General features: G+C 68.1%; 19 protein-coding genes and 2 pseudogenes. 7 read left to right on the plus strand and 14 right to left on the minus strand.

Annotated features, from left to right (window positions below):
* Nucleotides 1-10: 10 nt before the first annotated feature.
* The 3 genes from A5767_RS05895 to A5767_RS05905 are packed head-to-tail and all read right to left on the minus strand — an operon-like array spanning nucleotide 11 to nucleotide 7049.
* Nucleotides 11-4171 (minus strand): TIGR02680 family protein, encoded by a 4161-nt coding sequence (locus tag A5767_RS05895; RefSeq protein ID WP_064851894.1) that lies wholly within the window; start codon nucleotides 4169-4171, stop codon nucleotides 11-13.
* Nucleotides 4168-5562, minus strand: coding sequence for a TIGR02678 family protein (locus A5767_RS05900; RefSeq protein WP_006551991.1), 1395 nt, complete (start codon nucleotides 5560-5562; stop codon nucleotides 4168-4170). The genes A5767_RS05895 and A5767_RS05900 overlap by 4 nt, the downstream gene beginning before the upstream one ends.
* The gene (locus tag A5767_RS05905) at nucleotides 5559-7049 is read right to left on the minus strand and encodes a TIGR02677 family protein (protein WP_039587209.1); all 1491 of its coding nucleotides are present in this window, start codon (nucleotides 7047-7049) and stop codon (nucleotides 5559-5561) included. The genes A5767_RS05900 and A5767_RS05905 overlap by 4 nt, the downstream gene beginning before the upstream one ends.
* Before the next feature lie 218 nt (nucleotides 7050-7267).
* Here A5767_RS05905 and A5767_RS05910 point away from each other — a divergent pair, with 218 nt between their 5' ends.
* Nucleotides 7268-8596 carry a PucR family transcriptional regulator gene (locus tag A5767_RS05910; RefSeq protein ID WP_064851895.1) on the plus strand — a complete coding sequence of 443 codons (1329 nt, stop codon included), beginning with the start codon at nucleotides 7268-7270 and terminating at the stop codon, nucleotides 8594-8596.
* A gap of 7 nt (nucleotides 8597-8603) precedes the next feature.
* Here A5767_RS05910 and A5767_RS23290 read toward each other — a convergent pair whose 3' ends face one another.
* Together A5767_RS23290 and A5767_RS23910 are read right to left on the minus strand one after the other, a co-directional pair.
* Nucleotides 8604-8765 (minus strand): hypothetical protein, encoded by a 162-nt coding sequence (locus A5767_RS23290; RefSeq protein WP_024100878.1) that lies wholly within the window; start codon nucleotides 8763-8765, stop codon nucleotides 8604-8606.
* 23 nt (nucleotides 8766-8788) lie between these two features.
* Nucleotides 8789-8917, minus strand: a complete 129-nt coding sequence (locus A5767_RS23910; RefSeq protein ID WP_257785273.1) for a hypothetical protein — start codon at nucleotides 8915-8917, stop codon at nucleotides 8789-8791.
* Between the two features lie 488 nt (nucleotides 8918-9405).
* Between A5767_RS23910 and A5767_RS05920 the strand changes: the two genes are divergently transcribed.
* A complete protein-coding gene (locus A5767_RS05920; protein WP_006551994.1) occupies nucleotides 9406-9759 on the plus strand; it encodes a Zn-ribbon domain-containing OB-fold protein in 354 nt (117 codons plus the stop codon).
* A gap of 10 nt (nucleotides 9760-9769) precedes the next feature.
* Here A5767_RS05920 and A5767_RS05925 read toward each other — a convergent pair whose 3' ends face one another.
* On the minus strand, nucleotides 9770-10180 hold the full coding sequence (locus A5767_RS05925) for a RidA family protein (RefSeq protein ID WP_024100879.1): 411 nt from the start codon (nucleotides 10178-10180) through the stop codon (nucleotides 9770-9772).
* A gap of 80 nt (nucleotides 10181-10260) precedes the next feature.
* Here A5767_RS05925 and A5767_RS05930 point away from each other — a divergent pair, with 80 nt between their 5' ends.
* The gene (locus tag A5767_RS05930) at nucleotides 10261-10632 is read left to right on the plus strand and encodes a winged helix-turn-helix transcriptional regulator (RefSeq protein WP_064851896.1); all 372 of its coding nucleotides are present in this window, start codon (nucleotides 10261-10263) and stop codon (nucleotides 10630-10632) included.
* Nucleotides 10633-10637: 5 nt separating this feature from the next.
* Here A5767_RS05930 and A5767_RS23915 read toward each other — a convergent pair whose 3' ends face one another.
* The 4 genes and pseudogenes from A5767_RS23915 to A5767_RS24000 all read right to left on the minus strand — a co-directional run bounded on the left by A5767_RS23915 (nucleotide 10638) and on the right by A5767_RS24000 (nucleotide 11935).
* Complete coding sequence (locus A5767_RS23915; protein WP_308087002.1) at nucleotides 10638-10874, minus strand: nucleotidyltransferase family protein; 237 nt, start codon at nucleotides 10872-10874, stop codon at nucleotides 10638-10640.
* Nucleotides 10841-10978, minus strand: a pseudogene (locus tag A5767_RS23995) (hypothetical protein); the annotation flags it as partial. The gene A5767_RS23915 and the pseudogene A5767_RS23995, both read right to left, overlap by 34 nt.
* 36 nt (nucleotides 10979-11014) lie before the next feature.
* Nucleotides 11015-11277: pseudogene (locus A5767_RS05935) on the minus strand (GlsB/YeaQ/YmgE family stress response membrane protein).
* A gap of 382 nt (nucleotides 11278-11659) precedes the next feature.
* A complete protein-coding gene (locus tag A5767_RS24000; RefSeq protein WP_309568835.1) occupies nucleotides 11660-11935 on the minus strand; it encodes a hypothetical protein in 276 nt (91 codons plus the stop codon).
* Here A5767_RS24000 and A5767_RS05940 point away from each other — a divergent pair.
* From A5767_RS05940 to A5767_RS23300, 4 genes are all read left to right on the plus strand, one after another.
* On the plus strand, nucleotides 11874-12845 hold the full coding sequence (locus A5767_RS05940; RefSeq protein ID WP_331712090.1) for a cytochrome P450: 972 nt from the start codon (nucleotides 11874-11876) through the stop codon (nucleotides 12843-12845). The genes A5767_RS24000 and A5767_RS05940 overlap by 62 nt on opposite strands.
* A gap of 62 nt (nucleotides 12846-12907) precedes the next feature.
* Nucleotides 12908-13384, plus strand: a complete 477-nt coding sequence (locus A5767_RS05945; RefSeq protein ID WP_064851897.1) for an SRPBCC family protein — start codon at nucleotides 12908-12910, stop codon at nucleotides 13382-13384.
* A gap of 115 nt (nucleotides 13385-13499) precedes the next feature.
* Nucleotides 13500-13640 carry a hypothetical protein gene (locus A5767_RS23295; protein WP_006552001.1) on the plus strand — a complete coding sequence of 47 codons (141 nt, stop codon included), beginning with the start codon at nucleotides 13500-13502 and terminating at the stop codon, nucleotides 13638-13640.
* Between the two features lie 194 nt (nucleotides 13641-13834).
* On the plus strand, nucleotides 13835-14074 hold the full coding sequence (locus A5767_RS23300; protein ID WP_331712091.1) for an aromatic-ring hydroxylase C-terminal domain-containing protein: 240 nt from the start codon (nucleotides 13835-13837) through the stop codon (nucleotides 14072-14074).
* 127 nt (nucleotides 14075-14201) lie between these two features.
* Here the strand turns inward: A5767_RS23300 and A5767_RS05955 are convergent, their stop codons facing one another.
* The 4 genes from A5767_RS05955 to A5767_RS05970 all read right to left on the minus strand — a co-directional run bounded on the left by A5767_RS05955 (nucleotide 14202) and on the right by A5767_RS05970 (nucleotide 21761).
* The gene (locus A5767_RS05955; RefSeq protein ID WP_064851898.1) at nucleotides 14202-15689 is read right to left on the minus strand and encodes an NAD-dependent succinate-semialdehyde dehydrogenase; all 1488 of its coding nucleotides are present in this window, start codon (nucleotides 15687-15689) and stop codon (nucleotides 14202-14204) included.
* Entirely contained in the window at nucleotides 15686-18691 is a 3006-nt protein-coding gene (locus A5767_RS05960) for an FAD-binding and (Fe-S)-binding domain-containing protein (RefSeq protein WP_231913131.1), read from the minus strand. Before A5767_RS05960 ends, A5767_RS05955 begins: the two co-directional genes overlap by 4 nt.
* Nucleotides 18692-18964: 273 nt before the next feature.
* On the minus strand, nucleotides 18965-20443 hold the full coding sequence (locus A5767_RS05965; RefSeq protein WP_064851899.1) for an aldehyde dehydrogenase family protein: 1479 nt from the start codon (nucleotides 20441-20443) through the stop codon (nucleotides 18965-18967).
* A 400-nt stretch (nucleotides 20444-20843) separates the two neighbouring features.
* Nucleotides 20844-21761 (minus strand): LysR substrate-binding domain-containing protein, encoded by a 918-nt coding sequence (locus A5767_RS05970; protein ID WP_231911938.1) that lies wholly within the window; start codon nucleotides 21759-21761, stop codon nucleotides 20844-20846.
* Nucleotides 21762-21839 lie beyond the last annotated feature (78 nt).

Consider the following 21839-nt stretch of genomic DNA (forward strand, 5'->3'; position numbering starts at 1 on the left):
GTCGTCATGATCATGCGAACTCGAGGGCTCCTTCCACCGGGCGTGTGATCCGTCGGGTGCGCGGGGATCCGAGCGCGCTCTCCAGATCCGACCCGTCGTGCTCGGCGAGCAGTTCGCCACCGGACCACACCAGCAGCGTGGTGGCGACGGTGTGCTCGGCCACCGAATGCGACAGGTCGTAGTGCGCACAGCCAGGCACACCGGCATAGGTGATCCACAGGTCGAAACCGGTCATGAACAGGTCGAGGTCGAATTGCACGGACAGGCCGAGCAGTTCGCTGCGACCGGTGTCGTCGACGCCGGCGAAGGCCTCGTCGAGGGCGAGCAGGCGCGGCGCATGCGGGTCGGCGGAATCGAGCATCACGTGTGCCGCCGCGAACAACGGCAGGTGCAGGGAGACGGACTGTTCGCCACCGGACAACGCCGAGTGCCGGGCCGGGGTGAGGCGGTCCTCGCTGCCGTCCGCGCCGACGAGGCTGAACGAGAACACCCGCCACCGGCGGTAATCCAGTGTCGCGGCGAGGATCTCCGGGTACGACCGTTCCGGGTGCGCGGCCCGCTCCGCGCGGATCCGCGACGCGAAATGCGCGCGGATCCCCGCGAGATCCTCCGGCGCCAACATCGACGCGTCGCGGTCGAGGAGCTTGCACACCGCGCGGGCCTGATCGTCGAGATGGTCGGCGAGCACCCAGTGCACCCCGATGGTGTTGCCCGAGGACATGTGCCGTTGCCGCATCTCGGTGCCCATCCGGGCGATGAGGTCGCGGGCGTCGACGGTGCGCTCGTGGATCTGCTGCGCGAGACCGGTGAGCAGCGCGTCCTCGAGGATGCTCCGTTCGGAGTCGGTGAGCAGGGTTTCCTGTTCCTGCCGCGCCCGCGCGATGCGCTGCGCGAACGCCGCGACGGACGTGTACCCCTGTTCGTCCTGTACCTGCACGACGGTGATGCCGTCGGCAGCGTCCCAATGCAGGCGGTAGTCGCGACCCCGGGCGAGTTCGGCGTCGAACTCCTGCAGCGCGGAGGTCAGTGCAGACGCGGTGGACTTGCGGGTCGACTCGGAGGCCGTGACCGAGTCGGTGGCGGCGTCGAGTGCCCGGAACAACGCGACAACCTCGGTGGGCAGCACGTCGACGGTGTCGTCGGGGGACTGCCGGATCCGATAGGTCAGCTGATCGGCGTCGAGCCACGCGGCGGCGCTGGACGGCCACATGTGCTCGCTCTCCACGCCTAGCAGGGTCAGCAGGTCGCGGCGGGCGAAGGGAGCCAGGGCGTCGGCGTCGGCGCGGGCCTCGGTGAGCGCCGACCGCAGTGTCTGCTCGGCGCCCGTGTGGGCGGCCTCGGCCTTGCCGATCCGCTCGAGCGCCGACTCGTGGGCCTTACGTGCGGTCCGCTCGGCGGTCTTCGCAGCCTCGATTCGGCGCCGGGCCTCGTCGAGCTGGGCATCGATTCGGTCGGCGCTCGCCCCGATCGACTCGCGTAGCGTCTCGAGCTTCTGCTGCTCGTTGGCCAGCGTCTCGGCGTTCTCCGCCGCGAGTTCGGCCGCATTCTCGGCGGAGACCCGCGCCTCGTCGAGGCGAACGTCGTTGTCGCGGAGGCGATCACCGCAGGTGACCTGCTCGCGCAGCGCGCGCTGCAAGGCCTGGCCCTGCGAACGGAAGTGCCGCACGGCCGCATCGAGACTGTCGAGTTCCGTCGCGGTGAGCGGTGCCCGGTGTCGGCCGGCCGTCGACCGCAGGTGCTGTTCTTTGGTGGCGACCGCGGCGATCGCTTGGTCCAGGTCGCGGTCGGCGGCGGCCGCGGACTCGGATGCGGTCCGCAGCGCACCGGCGCATTCTGTGACCTTGCGCAGAGCCGCGAGCACGGATCCGGTGCGCGGCAACGACTTCGCGGCGTCGTCGAGTGCGGTGAGCCGGTCGCCGATCTCGCGGTCCTGCTCGCGCAGCGACTCCACGTCGGCGCGGCATTCGGCGATGGTGGTCTCGAGCTCGACGATGCGACGCTGCCGACGCCGGGCGCGGGCGGTGGCCCCGATGAACTCGACCTGCTCCTTGACGTGGCGACCGAGCTGCACTCCTTGCCGGAACCCGCCGTGCGCATCGACCGACACCCGCGCGCCCGGTCCGGGGTCGGTGGCCCACGCGATCGACGACAGCACCGCGGCGACCCGTTCCTCGGGGACGGCCGTGTCGGTTTCGGGAACGAGTACATCGGCGAGCGTGGGACCGCTCGGCCGGTGCCCGGGTGCCAGCGGCACCAACAATTGCTCCGACTCGATGTCCGGCAGGTCGCCGACGCCGTCGGTGATCCACCCGTCGAGCAGGTTCGCGCCCTGCAGGGCCGCTTCGATACCGGCGGCGTCCTGCGCCGAGGCATCGTCGCGGAAGCGGACGAGCTGCCACAGCGGCGCGCCGACGAGATCGTCGCGGTTGCCGGTGCGGGCCGGGAAGGTCGGGGGAGCGTCGTCACTTTCGGCTGCGACGGCGGTGCGTTCGGCCTCGAGTTCGGCGATCCGGGTGCCGAGCGATTCGATCTCCGCGCCGCACACCCGACGCCGGAACCGCAGGTCGTCGAGCACGGGCCCGGTGTGCTCGGCGAACACCGCCGCCGGGGACGGGGCATCGTCCTGACCGACGGTGCCGAAGGCGGTGTCGAGCGCCTCGAAGACCGGGGTGGACAGGCCCACAGCCGCGAAGGTCTCGACGCGATCGGACCACCACCGGCCCAGCTCGGCGGCGACCTCGCTGCGGGACAGCTCGACCATGGTCTCGCCGGCCTCCACCGCGGCCGACGCGGTGTCGCGTTGCGCGCGAGCACGCACCGCGGCAGCCTCGGCCCGCGACCGCGCAGCGGCGGCACCGTCGAGCTGGGACAGTGCGCTGCGCACCACGCGCACGTCGGCGTCGCGTTCCTCGGCGAGCGCGTCGATCGCCGCGCTGAGCTGCTCGGTCCGTTCGATGCCGTCGAGACCGGTCCATGTGATGCCGGCGTCCTCGGCCGCCGCACTCAGCCCGTCCTCGGCGCGACGACGTGCCGCCGTCGCCGTCTCGAGCGCGTCGCGGGCACTGTCGTGGTCGCGGAGCCGGTCGGCCACGACAGCCTGGGCGCGGTTCGCCTGCTCGGCCTGCGCGGCGGTGGTGCGCTCGAGGTTCTTCACCGCCGAGGCGAGGTCGTCGAGTTGCTGTTTGCCCTCGTAGGCGCTGGAGCGGTGCAGTGCCTCGAGGGTGGTGCGTGCCTGTTCGTGGTCACGTTCGGCCACCAGGAGCTGTTCCTCCGAGGCCGTGCGTGCGGTGGCGGCCTCGGTGCGGGCCTCGGCCGCCTCACGCAGCGACCGCACCGCGGTGTCCACCACCCCGAGACGGGTGGCGGCCTTGTCGACGGCGGTACGGGCCTGCTGCCGGATGTACTTCGAATACACCTTGACGAACTGCTGCGCCGCATCGTCGGCGGCCGCGAGGGATTCGAGGGTGCGTTCGACCTCCTCGATCGCGGAGAACGAGCGGGCGGCCTCGACGATGAGATCGTCGTCGAGGGGACGAAGACCGTCGGTCAGCGCCTGCGACAGGCCCTTCGGGTCGAGGTTCTTGGCGAGCTGGGGGCGGCGCAGCGTGAGGATCAGGTTGATCAGCTGGTCGTAGCGTTGTGCGCCCAGACCGAACATGCGCGCGTCGATCGCCGCCCGGTAGTCGACGGGACGATCGGCGATCGCGTCGGCCCCGATCTGATCGACCAGTTGTTTGCGGGTGAGCGGTCGGTCCTCGTCGTCGAGCAGCGAGAAGTCGACTCCCACACGGCCGTCGACGACGAAATGCCAGCGGGTGACCTTGTCGTTGCCGCGGGTGGCGCGCATCCCGATGCCGATGGTGACGGCCTCCGGGTCGTCGGCGCGGCCGCGGCAGAACTCCATCCACACGTACGAGTGGGCGCTGTCCTGCCCCCGGTACAGCAGGTTTGAGCGCATGGTGCGCTCCTCGCCGGCGAACGGGTTCAGACGTCGCGGTTCGATCCGGCCGTCGAGCACGAACGGGAACAGCACCTCGAGCGCCTTCGTCTTGCCCGACCCGTTCGGTCCGCGCAGCACCAGTCGTCCGTCGGCGAACGAGAACTCCTGGTCGCGGTAGTCCCACAGGTTGATGATCCCGGCACGCGTGGGGCGGAATCGGGCGCTGCTCATGAGATCTCCGTCGGGTTCGTATCGGGTGCGGGGACTGTCGGTGGGGTGGTCTCGGGGAACAGGTCGATTTCCGGATCACGTTCGCGCACACTGACCGTCACGCCGCGGAAGCGGGCGATCGCGGGCAGGACGAGTACCCCGCCGGGTACCCGGGCCACCAGCCGCAGCCGGTCGAGCATGTCCACCGCGGCCTCGGCCAGTCCCGCGGGGTCGGCCTGCCACTGCGCGGCGAAGGTCCGGCCGTAGATATCGACGAGACGCCCGACCGTGCCCGCCAGCCACGAATCCTCGAGCAAGGGATGCTCGAGCGGGGCACGAGCGGCGTCGTCCTGCTCCAGCTCGTCGGGGATCGGGGTGTCGGACGCCGCGAGCGGGGTGAACACCGTCGACCTCGGGATCGCGGAATCGACGGCCGCGAGGAGAGCGTCCTGTGTCTGTGCAGGTACGGGTATCCGGGGTGGGGCAGGGGCGTCGGGATCGAGGACGCGATCGCACATCTCCCCGGCCAGCAACAGCGCGACCTGCGCGACCGTCCCCGTGTTCGGAAACCGTACATCTGACAGTCGTCCCGAGGTATCCACCAGCGCAACACCTTCGGCGCGACGCTCACACACCAGGCCGGTGAGCAACTTTACTTCGTCGGTGGTGCGCGGCAACGCCAACTGCAGCGCTTCGTCGTCGTCGAGATCGTCGGCGTACACCACGGGACGCTGCACCAGTGCGCGTCGCACCCGCCTCCGGACCTCCGCCGTATCCGATTGCGGGGCACCGGCATTGCCGAGCAGACCGCGCACCGATTCGAGGTGCTGCAACGCCCGCGGTGGCCGGAACAGGGCATGCACGACCGCGCGGTCGACGTCGTAGAGCGCCTCACCACTGTCGGGATCGCTCGCCCACCTGCCCGCATCACCGTCGGCGAGGGTGATCGCCCCGCGCACGCCGAGCCAGGTCACGGCATCGACGAAGGCATCGCGATCGGCGGCACGTTCGGTGTCGAGCTCGACACCGTCCACCCGGCTCGCCTCGGACGCGACGTGCTCGGCGAGTTCGGACAGCGTGATCTGCCCGGCGCCGCGACCGAGCGCCGCGATCGCCAACGCGAGATAGGCATAGCGGCGCCGGTCGAACGGCCGGCCGGTGTGCGTCGACGTGCCCGCCCCCGCGTCGAGGCGATCGGCGACGGTGAACAGCCGCGCGGTGGTCTCGGTGACCTCGAGCCGGTATCCGAAGGTGGCGAGCAGATCCTCCCGCAGCTCGGTGGCCCAGCGGCGCACCGTCGCCAGCGCCGACCGGTCGGGAAAGGTCGCGGTGACGAGGTGGTGGGTGAGCACCAGCCGCGCGGCGCGCTGATACGAATCCAGCTCGACGGACGGAATCGAACGCGCCCTCATCGCACCTCCACCGACAGACCGTCGAGATACAGGCGCCCGCGCGCGGTGTGCACCACCGTCGACTCGCCGCTCGGTCGGAGGGTGAGCTTGACGCCGTTCTGCGTACCGGAGGACGCATCGTCGCTGCGCACCCGCCCGCTCACGGGCACGCGGGCCGACAGTGCGGCGTCGAGCAGGCTCAACAGCACCTCTGCTTCCGGTTCGCTCAGCTTCCGTTCGCGCACCCCTCCGGCGGCGAGGGAACGCGCCGCTTCGGCCCGGCGACGCTGCTTCTCGAGTTGCGCCTCGCGCAGCCGCCGTACTCCGGCGTCGTTGCGCTGGATCCGCCCCGGCGCTCCCGCTGCGGGGCGCCGGCCGGTCTCGGCGAGGGTGCGGGCGATCTCCACGGGAGGCGCTTCCCACCACGAGCGGGTGACCGGCACGATGTCGGCATCGGGATGGGCGACGGAGAAGTGTCGGGGCCGGCCCAGGTCGAACACCGCATCGAACAGTGCGTGCGCGGCCTCCTCGGACGGCGCGGCAGCGAACCAGCCCGCGAGATGCCGCAGCTGCGACTCGCGGCTGACACCCCCACGACGCTGCTCGGTGAGCCGGCGCAGCAGCCCGAGCACCGCGGAGATCGCGTTGATGGTCGCGCCGCGCAGGCGTTCGGATTCGCTCGGTTCGGAGCCCACACCGACGAACCAGTGTTCGACGCCCCACCAGCGCTGCGCCCAGTCCGCTTCGCGTTCCTCGAACGAGAGCAGCACCCGCTCGTCGTGCCGGGCCGCGGCCGCGGTGAGCTTCTGAACCCCGGTGGTCTGTACCCGGTCGAGCGCCGTGGAAAGCTTCGGGGCGTAGCGGGCCAGGTCGGTGCTGAACTCGCGCATATGGGTGAGCAGCGCGTCCTTGTGGGCGAGGAAGGTCTCCGGGGTGACCTCGGTGGTGCGCACCAGCTCGCCGAGGACGAGATAGAAACGGGCGGCGCGCTCGGCCATGTCCGACAACGTCGCGTCGAGGCGGCTCAACTTCCGGTAGACCAGCTCGCCGTCGCCGGCGGCGTTCGCGTCGGCGAGATCGTTGAGATCGGCAAGCAGATCGGGAAGGGCCAGACGTGACAGCGAGACGTCCTCCCCGCGGGAGGACAATACGTCCTCCACGGCGCGGAACACCCGGTAGCCCGCCTGCCCGAACTGGTAGACGTAGTGCCGGTTGCGGTACTCGGCGAGCGTCGCTGCCCGGGATCCGTCGTAGCTGCGTTCGAGCACACCCCACGCGTGCAGCTGCTCGAGCAGCGCCGGGATCTCGGAGGAATCGGGCACGTCGTCGCCGCTCGCGCCGGGCAGCCGGGTGAGGACGTTCTCGACGTCGCCGGCGTGCAACAGCACCGAGTAGTTGCCGCGCGCGTGATCGAATGCGCGCAGAACCCACAGGTAGTGCACCCTTTTCTCGGCCGTCGCGAACGAGAACAGGCGCAGGCGGTCGTCCCGCACCAACGCGTCCTCCATCGCGCCGAACCGCGCTCGGCCTGATTCACTCACCGTGACAGGTTAGGCGGCGCAACCGACGGGTCCGGACAACACCCGGCGTGAGTGTCGGCATGATCGTTGCCCGAGGGACGCCCCGATCCGCGGTGGCGGCCCGTCCCGAGCCGTTACGGTCGAGGCGGTGCGCTCGGCAAGGCAGTGCACTCGGACAGACGCCGTAGCCTCCGGAATCGGACACGATGAATCCTCACGAGATCGGACAGGACACCCACAGCGTGGGCGATCCCGGACCTGCCACGCGTGCCTTGATCGAGGCGGTCGCCGACCTGTCGACGACGCGGCACGCCGAGATCACGCAGTACATGACCGAGCGGATCTCGGCCGAGATCGAGGCGGTGTCCACCGACCGCCACACCCGCCGCTCCCTCGCCCAGGCCGCGGAGGAAGGCGTCGCAGCCATGACCCGGTTCCTGCGGGACGACCTCGAGGAGATCGAGATCCCGGCGGCGTCCTACTCGCTGGTGCGCATGCTGGCCCGACAGGGATTCCCCGTCTCGGTGGTCGACCGCAGCAACCGGCTCGCGCAGGACAGCATCATGCGCTGGTGCCTCGAGGTGCTGGCCGGACTCAGCGACGACGCCGCGGCAGTGATGCAGGCGGGCGTGGAGATCCTGATGAAACTCTCCGCGGGGATCGACGGGGTGTCGCAGAAGCTGCTCGGGGTCTACGAGACCGAGCGCGATACCTGGCTGCTCAACCGCAACGCCTCCCGGGCCGCCCGCATCCAGGACATCCTGGCCGGACGACCGATCGAGGTGGGGGACGCCGAGCGCACCCTCGGCTACCGGCTCGGCCAGCGCCACCTCGGGGTGATCGTCTGGACGGACGATATCGAGGTGGTCGGTGGGGACCGGTCCGGCACCGAATGGAACGGTCTCGAGCAGGCAGTGACGACTCTGGCCGAACATCTCGGGCGGGGAGGTCGGGTGCTGTTCGAACAGTTCGACGAGTACACCGCCTGGGCATGGATCCCGCTCGGCACGGTCGATCGCATCGACCCGAGGGGACTGTCCGGGATCGTCGCGGCATGGCAGCGACCTGTCGGTGTCGCCGTCGGCGCGCCGCAGGAGGGGATCGACGGTTTCGTCCGCACCCATCGGCAGGCGGCGCAGGCGCGGGAGGTGGCTCTGACATCGGCGCTGCCGGGTCCGCGTCTCGTCTCGATCGACGAGGTCGGCGCGGTCGCGTTGATGTGCACGAATCTCGAGTGGGCCCGCGGCTGGGTGGGGGATGTGCTCGGTCGCCTCGCCGCCGACGATCCCGCTGCCGCGCAACTGCGGCACACGCTGCGGGAATTCCTTTCCAGCGGAGGGAGTTTCGTCGCCACAGCGGAAAGACTACATCTGCACCGGAACTCGGTCGCCTACCGGATCAGCAAGGCGGAGGAGCAGATCGGGCACAGTGTCCGCGAGTGTCGGCTCGACCTCGAGAACGCGCTGGCGCTGTGCCACTGGCTCGGCGCCGCCGTGCTCGCCCCCGATTCGGAGATTCCGCCCGCGCCCGGCTGACTGCGCGTCAGCGGGAGCCGGGCACGGTGCTGCGAACGAACCGTCCGATCTCGCCGATCGCGCGGGCTCCTTCGGGTAGCAGATCCGCGGCGGCCTGGAATATGTGCACCTGCCGGTCCCAGACCTGCAGATCGCACGCCATACCGGCGTCGGCGAGACGGTCGGCCATCGACTCCGCGTCCACAAGAACAATTAGTGCGAGCCGACCTGGATGAGAGTGGGCGGCATGCCCGACGTATCCGCGTCGGCGGGGCAGATCCGCCCCGACTCCTGGCGACGTCCTGCAAGGCCGGCCAGCGCTTCGAGTGCGTTGCCGGGCAACAGCGCGCAGTGTGCGGCGTTGGAGTGACCGAGCTTGCGGGCGAGTCGACCCGGCGAATCGGGTGCCGCTGTCTTCCACGTGAAGGACGAACGTCCCTCGGTTCACCGGTGCGGCTGCACACTGTTTCGGTAGTGGTTCGGGCTGCGCGCACAGTGTCCGCGCGTGGCACTGGGTGCCGGTGCGAGCTGGAACACGTCGAAGTAGGGAAGATCTGCAGGTAGGGAGATTGCTTCCGGCGCTTGTCCAAGTGACATCCGGTGGCCCGAACGACCCGAAAGCCCCTGTCGACCGACCCGGCATTGTGCGCTGCGACCAGCGAACCCCCACGATCTGTGTGCTCGCGTACCGATGGAAAAGGTCCCGAGCCGACCTACCTTCGAATAGGGGGCCGATGATCGGAGCCACGTCATCGGCCCGTCGGGGTCCCGCCCCCTCTACGACGGACCGCTTCGTGGCTCGGACATTTTCCGTTGACGGAAGGACTGCGATGGCGCCCCACGCGACGCAGAACTGCATGACGATCCTGCGCTGCGGAAGCTGCACGACGCTTCACGCTCCGGAGACAGCGTGCTGCTCCTCCTGCGGCGGCGCGAACCTCGAGTCCGCCCGCTGCTCCGGCACCGGCTCGATCGTGTCCTGGAAGGTCGTCGAACCGCTCGACGACGGCGCGCAGGACGACAGCGCGGTCACCCTCGCAATCGTCGAACTCGACGACGGGCCATGGCTCTACTCGAAGATCGAAGGATCGTTCCCCGACTGCGCCGAGGCCCGGGTGCGGGTCGCGTTCCGGTCCACTGCGGGTGACGACGGATTCCCCGTCTTCGGGATCTGCGCGGCCTGATCTACGACGCTCATCCCTCGAGAACCGCGGTGGCTTCGATCTCCACGAGCACGACAGGTTCGTAGAGCGCCGCGACACCGATCAGCGATGCCGGCGGCATCGGATCGGGCAGATCGATCTCCTGCGCGACGGCCTGCACACCGGCCATGAACTGTCCGATCTTCTCGGGATGCCAGTCTGTGACGTAGAACGTCAGGCGCACGACATCGCGGAAGGTCGCGCCGGCTCCGTCCAAGCCTCGTGCGACGTTGCGCAGCGCTTGGGCCACCTGACCGGCCAGCTCGGTAGGAATCGGTGAGCCGTCCGGCATGTATGCGACCTGTCCGGCGAGATGGACCTGTCGCGTGCCGGTGGAGACTGCGACGTGGTGGTAAGGAGCGTTCGGCAGCGTGCCTTCGGGGCTGAACAGGGTGACGGACACGGAGTTCTCCTGGGGTCGGAACCAAATGGTATCTGATTTATACTTGGTATCCGGAAGTCACTTCAACGAAACCAGGTTTCATGTCGGATACCGCTGACCACGATCTGCTCGCCGTCGCCGTGCACCGGGAACTGTTGGGGCAGATCCTCGACAAGTGGTCCTTGAGCGTGCTCACCGAATTGTGCGAGGCTCCGCGCCGCTTCAACGAGCTGCGGCGCGCCGTTCCCGAGGTCACGCAGAAATCCCTGACGACCACGTTGCGCAGACTCGAACGCAACGGAATCGTCGAACGCCGGGTGGTGAACACCCGTCCCGTCGCGGTCGAATACCGCATCACGCCACTGGGGAAGACGGTGCGCGAACCGATCGACGCTCTGTTGATGTGGGCGTCGACGAATCTTCCTCGCATCGAGGAAGCGCGACGCAGATTCGACGAGGATCTCGGCGAATGAGGATGTCAGCGCTCGGGCCACGGTTCGACGACCAATCGAGGCCATTCCACCTGCCATCGTCGGGCTTTCGCTTCGTACACGTTGCGAGGTGCCAGCACCGGATTCGGGCGGAGCACCATCCCGAACAGGTCGTCGAAACCGTGCGGAGCGTAGACCCGTAGTCCCGGATGCCGGCCTGCCGGTCGCGGCCGTCGAGAAAGTTCCAGACCGACTGGAAGACTCCGCCCGCGGTGAGATACCAGTCTCCGATGCCGAGTTCACCCGCCCGGTCCAGGACGACCTGGCACACCGGATTTCCGGGAACGATGTCGAGCAGTCGCTGCTCGGTTGCGGGGCGTGAGGTCACTCGGGCATCGTCTCTCGTCGCGGGACACCGATAGCGCTAGACCTGACGCGACCGGGACTTCCAGGCCGACCAGGCAGCGGTCACGATGATCGCGCCGGCGAGGGGCCGATGATCCCGCTGGGGCGTAATTCGAGTCCGTCACCTGCGAGAAGGCTGATGAGCAGACCGCCGATGAACGAACCCCCGACGCCCGCGACCAACGCGAGAGTCCAGTCGATCCCGGTCCCGGACCTGCCCACGACGAGCTGTGCCACCGCGCCGACGAGCAGCCCGAACAGAATAATCCCGATGATCAACATTGCGCGAGTGCAAGTGGACATCCTCACGCGGACACCGCTTTACGTCTCGAGAGTGCAATTCGAGATCCGGTCTTCCCGCGGGTCAAACTGTTGTTACATGCGAGCCTGCCCTTCGAGTTCAGCAAGGTTGCGGTTGCGCAATGACTCGGTAGTGGGTCTGGTGTGACCGTCCGAGGCGGACCACACTCGGAGAATGGCCAGGACAAGCGCACAGGCCCAGGATTTTCCGATTGCGCCCGACGTGCCGATGCATTTGATCGACCGCATCCGGGCACTCCGACATCTCGATACCGGTCCCGAGAAATTCCGTGATGCAGGCGGGCCGGTCACCCTCGTACATATCGGTCCTGCCCGGTGGGCGCCGACCTTCGCTATCGTCACCTCACCGCAGGGCGCCCACGATGTTCTCGGCGGTTCCGACGGTTCCTTCGACAAGGAAATGACCGTCCACGTCGAGGGACGGGTGTGGGTCGGCGACAATCTCTTCAATCTTCCTCACGATTCGTGGGTGCCGCACCGTCGTGCGTTGCAGCCTTTGTTCACCAAGAAGCACGTAGCGGTCTACGCCGACCGGGATCGCCGAGGTCGCCGACACGATGGCGGCAGAGTGGAGCGAGGGCGGGTCGATCGATCTCGACACCGAAACCCGGCGACTCACCCTGCGTGTCCTTGGCCGGTCACTCTTCGGAACGGATCTCAGCGAGAGATCCGAAGCTGTCGGAGTTCCACTCGGACAGGTGGTGCAATTCGTGGGACGACGTGCCCTGCAACCGATACGAACCCCGACATGGCTGCCGACACGTGCCCGTCATCGTTTCCGTGTTTCGTTGGCTGTTGTCACCGAAACGCTCGACGAGGCGATGGACGCCGCGCGGAGCGGTGCTGGCAATGGCGCCGAATTGATCAAGCTGTTCTTCGAGCTCACCGATCCGGTCACTGGCAGAGCGTTCAGCGACGAGAAGATCCGTGACGAGTTGCTCGCGTTTCTCTTCGCGGGTCACGACACCACCGCGACCACTCTCGCCTACAGCTTGTGGCAGCTCGGCCGCAATCGCGAGATGCAGGAGCGGGTGGCGCGGGAGGCTGCAGCCATCGGAGACCGCCTGTTGCGCGCGAGCGATATCGGGGATCTGCCCTACACCGTCCAGATAGTCCATGAGTCACTGAGGATGTGTCCGCCCGCAGCGACGGCCGCGCGAATGGCAATGCGCGACGTGGAGGTCGACGGTTACCGTATCCCTGCCGGGACGAATACGATCGTCGGCACCTACGCGCTCCACCATGATCCGTCGCTCTGGGACGAGCCCGAGAAATTCGACCCGGATCGGTTCGCCCCCGGGCAATCGGTAGAGAGGTCGCGGTGGCAGTATCTGCCGTTCGGTGGTGGCCCACGCACCTGCATCGGAGATCATTTCGCCATGCTCGAAGCAATCCTGGGCCTCGCCAGTGTGGTGCGAAAACTCGAGGTGGAATCCCTTCACGACGATTTTCCGGTAAAGACGCCGTTCACCTTGGTCGCGGCCGGACCCGTGCCCGCGCGTGTGGGGACCAGAGCCGTCACTGCGTAGTCGTCGGCAAGGGCAGGCGGGCAGGCAGGTGCGTCGCGCCGCACTGATCGGGACAGGGCAGGATGGCGGCCATGCAGACCACACCCCTGACCTTCGAGTCCTCCGTCGTCGTTTCCGCCACCCCCGACGAGGTGTACGCCCTCGTCTCCGACGTCACCCGCACGGGTGAATGGTCGCCCGTCTGCGCGGAGTGCTGGTGGGACGAAGGGCAGGGCCCCGAGGTCGGTTCCTTCTTCACCGGCCGGAACGTCACCCCCGAACGCACCTGGGAGGCCCGGTCGAAGGTCGTCGTCGCCTCCCCGGGCCGCGAATTCGCATGGTCGGTCGGCCCGGGCCTCGTGCGCTGGAGCTACGTCATCAAGCCCGCGGACGCCGGCACGGAACTCACGGAGACCTGGGAGTTCACCGAAGCCGGGCAGAAATTCTTCCACGAGAAGTTGGGGGCGGAGGCACCTGCCCGGATCGCCGCGCGGGAGCAGGCCGCCCGCAGCGGAATTCCGGCGACCCTGGACGCGATCAAGCGCATCATCGAGGGCTGACCCGGGACGCTCGTCGATCATCGAGGGATCGCCGGGCGCTTCCTTGCCGAGGGGCGAACGGAGAACACCGCGACCTTCGGATGCACCAGGCTCGGTACGTGGTGGGCGCAGTGTCGTGCGCTGCGAGGCCGGGATCGGATTCGAGGGGTCGGCTGCGACACGTAGCAGCCTGATCGCCGAAGTGCGGGTCACCGAGGAACTCCCCACCGGCGGACTGGGTGTCGGCCTGGGCATCCAGAAGGCCGATTCGCGCTAGGAGGCCCTGCGCGATCTGATCGACGAGGTGCTCCGCGTCGACGATGCCGGCTCACCGATCGCGGCGTTGATCTCCGGCCTCGACGTCGCCTACGACCTCGGTGAGGGACACCCGCTGCTGGGACGACGCATGCCGAATCTCGACGTCATTGCAGAGGAGAAGCCGGTGCGAGTGTTCGGGCTCGCCCACTTCTGTTGCAATTCGACGGTCCACCAATCGATTCCGGGCATCGTCCTGAATGCGTCGACCTCGTGTGGGCGCGTTACGACGCCGCTTGGGGATTGTCGTTGCTCGGTGAGGGGGACGCGCCGTCGGCTGTGCTCGTGCGCCCGTACGGGCACGTGGCATGGGTGGGGGGCTCGACGGACGGTCTCGACGCCGCGCTCGCGAAGTGGTGCGGCACTGCGGCCGGCCGAGCAGGAACCGTTGCGTGAACAGGTGATTCCTGAGCTACGCGGGTAGGCCGTACCGACCTTGCGCTGAACAGGGCTTCGCGCGCGTTACAGTTGCGTCGAAACACGGTTCGGCGCGCAAGGATCGGCGGCGCAGTGAGACCATGCGTCACCGACGAGGAACAGCGACGTACTTGACCTCGAGGAACTCGTCGATACCGATGGTGCTTCCCTCACGTCCGAGACCCGATGCCTTGATGCCGCCGAACGGTGCCGCGGGGTTGGACACGATGCCGGTGTTCAGCCCGACCATGCCGACCTCGAGCGCTTCGCTGACACGGAAACTGCGGTCGACATCCTGGGTGAAGATGTATCCGGCCAGTCCCCAGGGCGTGTTGTTGGCGATCTCGACGACCTCGTCCTCGGTATCGAAGACGACGATGGGCGCGACCGGCCCGAAGATCTCCTCGCTCATCAACGCGGCGTCCTTCGACACGTCGGCGAGGACGGTGGGTGGGTAGAAGTAGCCGGGTCCCTCGGGCCGGCTGCCGCCACACACCACGCGCGCTCCACGTTCGACGGCATCGGCGACGAGACGTTCCACCTTCGTCAGAGCCTTCTCCTCGACCAGCGGACCGACTTGGGTGCCCTCGACCAGGCCGTCCCCGACGGCGAGGGCATCCATACGGGCAGCGAGCTTCTCGGTGAACCGATCGGCGACCGCGCGGTGCACGAAGATGCGGTTCGCGGCGGTGCAGGCCTCACCCATGTTGCGCATCTTCGCGGCGAGCGCGCCGTCGACGGCCCGGTCGAGATCGGCGTCCTCGAACACGATGAGCGGGGCATTTCCGCCCAGCTCCATCGAGCTGCGCATCACGTGCTGGGATGCCTGTTCGAGCAGCCGGATGCCCACCGCGGTCGAACCGGTGAAACTGATCTTGCGTGCGATACCGCTGGACATCCAGGTCGAGACGACCTCCCCGGGTGCGGTGGTGGGCACGACGTTCAGCACACCCTTGGGCACACCGGCCTCGACGAGCACGTCGACCAGGGCCAGCGAGGTCAACGGCGTCAGCTCCGAGGGTTTGAAGACGATGGTGCATCCGGCTGCGATGGCGGGTCCGATCTTGCGGGTACCCATGGCGAGCGGGAAGTTCCACGGCGTGACGAGGACGCACGGTCCCACCGGCTCGTTGGACACCAGGATGCGGGTCGCGCCGTCGCCGGTGCTGGTCACATCGCCGCCGATGCGGACGGCTTCCTCGGAGAACCACCGGAAGAACTCCGCGGCGTAGGCGACCTCGCCCTTCGCCTCGGCGAAGGGTTTGCCCATCTCGGTGGTCATGATGGTCGCGAACTCGTCCTGCCGTTCCATGATGAGTTCGTAGGCACGGCGAAGGATCACGCTGCGTTCACGCGGAGCGGCTTTCGCCCACTGCTTCTGCACGCGCGCGCAGGTCTCGATGGCACGTCGGGCGTCGTCCGCGTTGCCGTTCGCAACGGTCGCGACGACCTCCTCGGTCGCCGGAGCCACGACGTCGAATCGTTCGCCGGAGATCGATTCGACCCACTCACCGTCGATGAACAAGCCTGTGCTGACGCGGGACACTGCGTCGGGAACGCCCACCCGTGTTCGGGCAGTCGTGGTGTCGGTCATGTGCTTTCCTCCTCGGAGATGTTGTTGCTCATCGACATTCGCGACCCGGGATCGAGTAGTTCAGCGAGGTGCAGTCCCGGGGCGGATACACCGATCTGCGCGACCTGCATCGCACACGAGAAGCCGTCGGTGACCACCGCGGAGTCGTCGCCGGCCGCGCGCAGTGTCGGCGCGAGGGAGGTCTCGGCCACCTTCATGCTGATGTCGTGGTGCTGTGTCTCGAAGCCGAAGTTGCCTGCCACGCCGCAGCATCCGACTGCGTCGCGAACGTCGTCGACGCCCGCTGCGGTCAGGATCCGGCGATGGCTTCCGGCGCCGAACACGGAGTATTCATGGCAGTGCGTCTGCAGCACCATCTCGTTCGGCAACGGCCGCGCAGGGGTAGGTGACCAGCCGCCGCGCACCAGGGTGTCGATGTAGGACGCGAAGCTGTGGACCCGTGCGGCGACGCGACGCGCAGCCTCGGTGGGCACCAGCTCGGGCAGGTCCTTACGCAGTGCGGCGGCGCAACTCGGCTCGACGACGACGATCGGCCGGTCGGTGCCGTCGTCCAGTGTGCGGGCGGCGTGGGAGAGTTTCTTCTTCGCGGTGTCGAGCTGGCCGGTGGAGATCCACGTCAGTCCGCAGCACGCGTCCGCGGAGCAGCTCACCTGCTGATCCGCCCCGGCGAGCACGCGGGCTGCGGCACCGGCGACCTCCGGTCGCAGCCCTTTGGTGAAGGTGTCGACGAAGAGCACCACCGGCGTCGAACCGGACCGGCCGCGCAGCGCCTCGCTCACGGCCTTCTTCCAGGCCCGCCGGGAGGCGAAGGGAGGAAATACCCGGTCGGGGGAAATGCCGCCGAGCGCGGCGGCGCGCTTCGCGAGCGAAGTGCGCAGTACCGCGTTGACCAGCGGTGCTGCCCGTCCCGTGAGTTCGAGCCAGCGCGGCAACCACCCCAGCGAATAGTGCGACACCGGTCGTCGTGTGCCGTCGTAGTAGTGCGAGAAGAACTCGGATTTGTAGGTGGCCATATCGACGCCGGCCGGGCAGTCGGTCGAGCATGCCTTGCACGCCAGACACAGATCGAGTGCCTCACGCACTTCCTCGGATTTCCACCCTTGCTCGATTGTGCGGGCGCCGCGCACCATCTCCTGCAGGACCCGGGCCCGGCCGCGAGTGGAGTCCTTCTCGTCGCGGGTCGCGCGGTAGCTCGGGCACATCACGCCACCGGAGTCGGCCCGGCATCGTCCGACGCCGATGCAGCCCTGGACGGCGTGCACCCACGGGGCGGGGGTGTGTTGCGGCCGCGCGCCGTCGGGACGGACCGCCTCGATCGGGTGCAGGTCGTAGTGGGTACGCCAGGTGCGTTCGGGAACGTCCGCCAACGCCAGATCGTCATCGATCCGCGCCGGGTCGGTCAGCGATCCCGGGTTCAGGATGCCTTGCGGGTCCCAGATCGTGCGGAAGGCGCGGAATGCGCTCATCATCCGCGCGGAGTACATCACCGGCAGCAGTTCCGAGCGGGCACGGCCGTCGCCGTGTTCTCCGGAGAGCGATCCGCCGTGACGGACCACCAGCCGCGCGGCCTCGTGCGTGAACTCGCGGAAGACCTGCCGGCCTTCCTCGGTGCGCAGGTCGTAGGTGATGCGGATGTGCATGCAGCCGGCGCCGAAGTGCCCGTACATCACGCCCTGCAGACCGTGCCGGTCGAGCAGTACGCGGAAGTCCTGGAGGTAGTCGGCGAGGTTCTCCGGCGCGACGGCGGAATCTTCCCAGCCCGGCCACGATTCGCCGCCGGACGCCAGGCGGGCGGACAGTCCGGCGCCGTCCTCACGCACCCGCCACAGCGACGCACGCTCGGTGGTGTCCGCCGCGATGCGGCCATCGACGAGACGGCCGTTCCGACGAAGTTTGTCGAGCAGTGCGTCGGCGGCCGCGGCCACGGAGTCCGGGTCGTCACCGTCCAGGTCGACGTAGAGCCAGGCGTTTCCCACCGGGAGTCCGAGGACGGAGTTCTCGCCCCGACGCAGCCGCATGGTCTCGACGATCGCCGCGTCGACACCCTCGACTGCCGCAGGCGAGAACTCCAGGATGGTTCCGATGTCGCGGGCCGCGTCGACGACATCGTCGTAGCCGAGGCAGACCAGCAACGCGCTGGACGGGCGGGGAACCAGCTCGACGCGGGCACCGACGATCACCGCGCAGGTTCCCTCGGATCCGACGAGCGCACGGGCGACGTCGAACCGCTTCTCCGGCAACAGATGATCGAGGTGGTAACCCGAGACCTGGCGTTGGATCCTCCCGAGTTCGGTGCGGAACTCGAACAGGTGCTCGGCCGCCAGCGCGGTGAGCTCGGCGCCGAGCTGTTCCGCGCGCGCGGCAGCGGCCGCGTCGTCGGGATCGGTGGCACGCAGGCCCCGCTCTGCCGCGGTGAGCCGGAACCCGTCGGCGGTGACGAGGTCGATCTCGTGGACATGATCGGACATGCGGCCGTACCGCACCGAGTGGTTGCCGCAGGCATCGTTGCCGAGCGCGCCACCGACCGTGGCCCGGTTCTTCGACGAGGGGTCCGGAGCGAAGGTCATACGGCCAGAGGACGCGTCCTCGGCTGCCCGCGTGAGGGTTGCGAGCACGACGCCCGGTTCGACGTCGGCGACACCGGAGACCTCGTCGATGGCGACGATGCGGTTCATGTGCCGGGAGAAGTCGACGACGACGCCGGGACCGACGGCATTGCCGGCCATCGACGTCCCGCCTCCTCGGCTGACCAGCGGAATCCCGGTGTCGCCGCAGGCGGTCACCACCGCCACGACGTCGTCCACCGACCGAGGAAAGACCACGGCCGCCGGCCGCACCCGGTAGTTGGAGGCGTCGTAGGAGTACTCGGCCCGTCGACGCGTGGAGGTGTCGACCGGGACGCCCAGTGTCCGGAGTCTGTCGGCGAGGACGCGAATCCGGACGTCCTCGTCCGTGCAGGAGACGCTGGGGCGCTGTCCTATGTTGAGCTGGTCGTCGTTCATCGCGTGCGCCGCGTCAGGATCGGGGACCGCAGAGAATATGGGCGCGTCGGTTCGGGAACTCCATCGGCCGCCTCCGGGTTTGTAGGATTGTCGACAATCCTGCCATGAACGGAGCCTACAAAGAGGAGGCAGCGAACGCAACGGCACGCCGGCCCGGGCGTTCTCACCGTCAACCGAGGAGGCTTCTGTGACAGCTTGCCGTCTGCACCCCGAGGCTGGGCAGGGTGCAGACGGCAGAATGCTGTATCGGAGTCGGAGGGCGCTGCGGCGTGCCTACACCAGCCGAGTCACGCCGATGGTGTGATCTGTGGTGAACTCCTCGATCGCCCACTCGCCGTTGAATCGTCCGAGACCGGAGTTGCGTTCGCCACCGAATGCCACGTGTGCCTCGTCCTGAACGGTCATCTCGTTGATGAACGTCATGCCCGCCTCGACCCGATGCGCGAATTGCAGTCCCCGGTCGATGTTCTGCGTGAAGACCGCGCTGGACAGACCGAATTCGTGGTCGTTGGCCAGTTCGAGGGCGTGTGCTTCGTCATCGGCGCGTAGGACCGCGACCATCGGGCCGAAGATCTCCTCGCGGGCGATCTCCATATCGGAGGTGACGTCGACGAACACGTGCGGAGGCACGACCCGGCCGTCGATCTCCCCACCGAGCGCAACGCGTGCTCCGGCGTCCCGGGCCTGCTCGATCTTCTCCTCGAGGCCCTTCAACTGCGAATCGTTGACGACGGGCCCGACCAAAGTGCCGTCTGCGGACGGATCGCCGTAGGACACGGCCTGCGCGGCTCGGGTGAACCGATCGAGGAAATCGTCGTACACCGGCGCCTGCACGATGATGCGATTCACGGCCATGCAGATCTGTCCGGAATGCAGGAACGACCCGGTCACCGCTGCCTCGACGGCCGCGTCGAGATCGGCGTCGTCGAGGACCACCAGGGGTGCGTTGCCGCCCAATTCGAGTGCCACCTTCTTGAGGTGTTTACCGCCGGTGGCGACCGCACCGACCTGCTTGCCGACCGGTGTCGAGCCGGTGAAGGAGATCAACCGCGGGACGGGATGCTCGACGAAAGCATCGCCGATCTCAGAACCGGAGCCGATCACCACCGACAACACTCCCGCCGGAAGGCCTGCTTCCTCGAAGATCCGCGCGATCAACAGGCCGCCGGTCACCGGAGTGTCCGAGGCCGGCTTGATCACCGCGGCATTGCCCAACGCCAACGCCGGTGCCACCGATCGCTGCGACAGGTGCAGCGGGAAATTCCACGGGCTGATCACCCCGACCACTCCGATGGGCTTTCGGTACACCCGCATCTCACGGTTCGGGGTGTTCGAATCGAAGATCGATCCGTGGACCCGGGACGGGAACGACGCCGCCTCCTGCGTGATGCCGATGGCCAGGGAGACCTCGGTATCGGCCTTGATCCGCGTCGAGCCGGACTCGGCGACCAGCCAGTCGATGATCTCGGCTCGGCGCTGCTCGAGGATCTGTGCGGCGCGACGCAGGACCGTGGCGCGCTCGGCGGGAGCGGTCGCGGCCCACCCGGTCTGTGCTGCCCGGGCAGCGGTGTAGGCGGCGTCGACGTCCTGGGCGGAAGCGAGGCGGATCGTGGCGACCACGCTGTCGTCGAACGGGTTGGTGTCGGTCAGGACGCGGTCGGAGCGTCCCTCGCGCCACTGCCCATCGATGAACTGGGAGGCGACCGGTTGCCCGGCGAACGTGGCACTGGAACCGAGATCTGTTGCTGTCATGGAGAACTCCTCGACGGTAGGTAGGTCAGAGAAAGGCGGCGACGGGCTCGGGGGTCGATGTGTCTGCCGAATCGTCGAATGTGGTGTCGATCTGCCCGAGCGGATCGGTCTTCACCGGCCGACCGAACGGGAATCGCCCCAGCGCCGGCCGGAGCACGTCGCAGATCGTTACCGGCTCCTGCCCGGATGGCGCAGATCGAACATGTTTTCACAGTGCGCCGCCTTGCTGGTGGTAGGCAGCGGCGTCGGGTACCACTGTTTGCGGGCGATCGCATCTGTGTGGCATACCCCGCCGGCGACCATTCGAACCCGGACTTGCGCCTTGTCGGGACCGGCGACGCAGGAGATGGCGCACGGCTCGCGAAGCTGTGCGCCATGTCTTGCGTTCGATGGACGATACCTACGAATCGAGCCGGCGACCGTCGAATCTATCGGCGTGCCCGGCGATGTGAGCGTGCAGTCGCGCGACCGCCGGGGACGGCGTCCTCGTCCCGGTCGTCAATCCGATGGTGCGATTCGCGATTCCGGCGACCGGCACGGTGACGATTCCGGGCACAGGCGTTTCCGAGCGAGGCAGCAGTGCGACACCGAGGCCCTGGGCGACCAATGCCCGGATCGTTTCGAACTCGCTGATCTCGAACGCGATGTACGGTTCGAATCCAGCTTCGTCGCAAGCTGATTCGAGTTCTCTGCGGATGTGATAGTCGGGTGGGCTGGCGATGAAGTGATCGTCCGCGAGATCGCGCAGGTCGAGGCGGGCACGGCCGGCGAGTCGATGGCTGCTCGGGAGGTGGAGCAACAGTCGCTGTTGTGCGAGCACGGTGACCGGCAGATCCTCCGGTGGAGGGATGATGACGGCGAGATCGAGCCGGCCGTCGCGAACCATCTCCGCGAGCTCTTCACCGTGTGCCTGGACCAGATGCAACCGGACGCCGGGGGCCAGTCGGTGGAACTCGGCCAGCAACGACGGGATGCTCACCGGCCCGAGGGTGAGCGGGAACCCGAAGCGGACGACGCCGTGGTCGGGATCGGCGTGCTCACGCACCGTGGTGATCGCACCGTCGAGTTCGCGGACCAGATGCCGGGTGCGTTCGTGCAACTCCCTCCCGGCAGTCGTCAGCACGACCCCTCGCCCGGACTGCTGGAACAACGCCACACCCACTGCCTTCTCGAGTGCCCGGATGCGGCGACTGACGGAAGACTGGGGAACGTCGAGCAGATCCGCCGCGCGCGTGATGTGACCTTCGCGCGCCGCGGCGTCGAAGGCGACGAGCAGCGGGGCGACCATTGCGGTCTCGGGCGTCACATACCAATCCACATCTGCATGGTACTGCCTGCAAGAGCTCATTGGACGGATGAATCGGAAGGGGGCACGCTGAAGGTCGACAACGGCGAA

The sequence above is a fragment of the Rhodococcus sp. 852002-51564_SCH6189132-a genome (assembly GCF_001665495.1).
GTDB lineage: Bacteria > Actinomycetota > Actinomycetes > Mycobacteriales > Mycobacteriaceae > Rhodococcus > Rhodococcus pyridinivorans.

Bases quoted from the DNA above. Each gene is read 5' to 3' on its own strand.
- A5767_RS05960 (WP_231913131.1), bottom strand. From the start codon at position 18,691: ATGAACGACGACCAGCTCAACATAGGACAGCGCCCCAGCGTCTCCTGC.
- A5767_RS05895 (WP_064851894.1), bottom strand. From the start codon at position 4,171: ATGAGCAGCGCCCGATTCCGCCCCACGCGTGCCGGGATCATCAACCTG.
- A5767_RS05905 (WP_039587209.1), bottom strand. From the start codon at position 7,049: ATGGAGGACGCGTTGGTGCGGGACGACCGCCTGCGCCTGTTCTCGTTC.
- A5767_RS05940 (WP_331712090.1), top strand. From the start codon at position 11,874: ATGGCGGCAGAGTGGAGCGAGGGCGGGTCGATCGATCTCGACACCGAA.
- A5767_RS05945 (WP_064851897.1), top strand. From the start codon at position 12,908: ATGGCGGCCATGCAGACCACACCCCTGACCTTCGAGTCCTCCGTCGTC.
- A5767_RS05910 (WP_064851895.1), top strand. From the start codon at position 7,268: ATGAATCCTCACGAGATCGGACAGGACACCCACAGCGTGGGCGATCCC.
- A5767_RS05920 (WP_006551994.1), top strand. From the start codon at position 9,406: ATGGCGCCCCACGCGACGCAGAACTGCATGACGATCCTGCGCTGCGGA.
- A5767_RS23290 (WP_024100878.1), bottom strand. From the start codon at position 8,765: ATGGCCGACCGTCTCGCCGACGCCGGTATGGCGTGCGATCTGCAGGTC.
- A5767_RS05930 (WP_064851896.1), top strand. From the start codon at position 10,261: ATGTCGGATACCGCTGACCACGATCTGCTCGCCGTCGCCGTGCACCGG.
- A5767_RS05900 (WP_006551991.1), bottom strand. From the start codon at position 5,562: ATGAGGGCGCGTTCGATTCCGTCCGTCGAGCTGGATTCGTATCAGCGC.
- A5767_RS05965 (WP_064851899.1), bottom strand. From the start codon at position 20,443: ATGACAGCAACAGATCTCGGTTCCAGTGCCACGTTCGCCGGGCAACCG.
- A5767_RS05955 (WP_064851898.1), bottom strand. From the start codon at position 15,689: ATGACCGACACCACGACTGCCCGAACACGGGTGGGCGTTCCCGACGCA.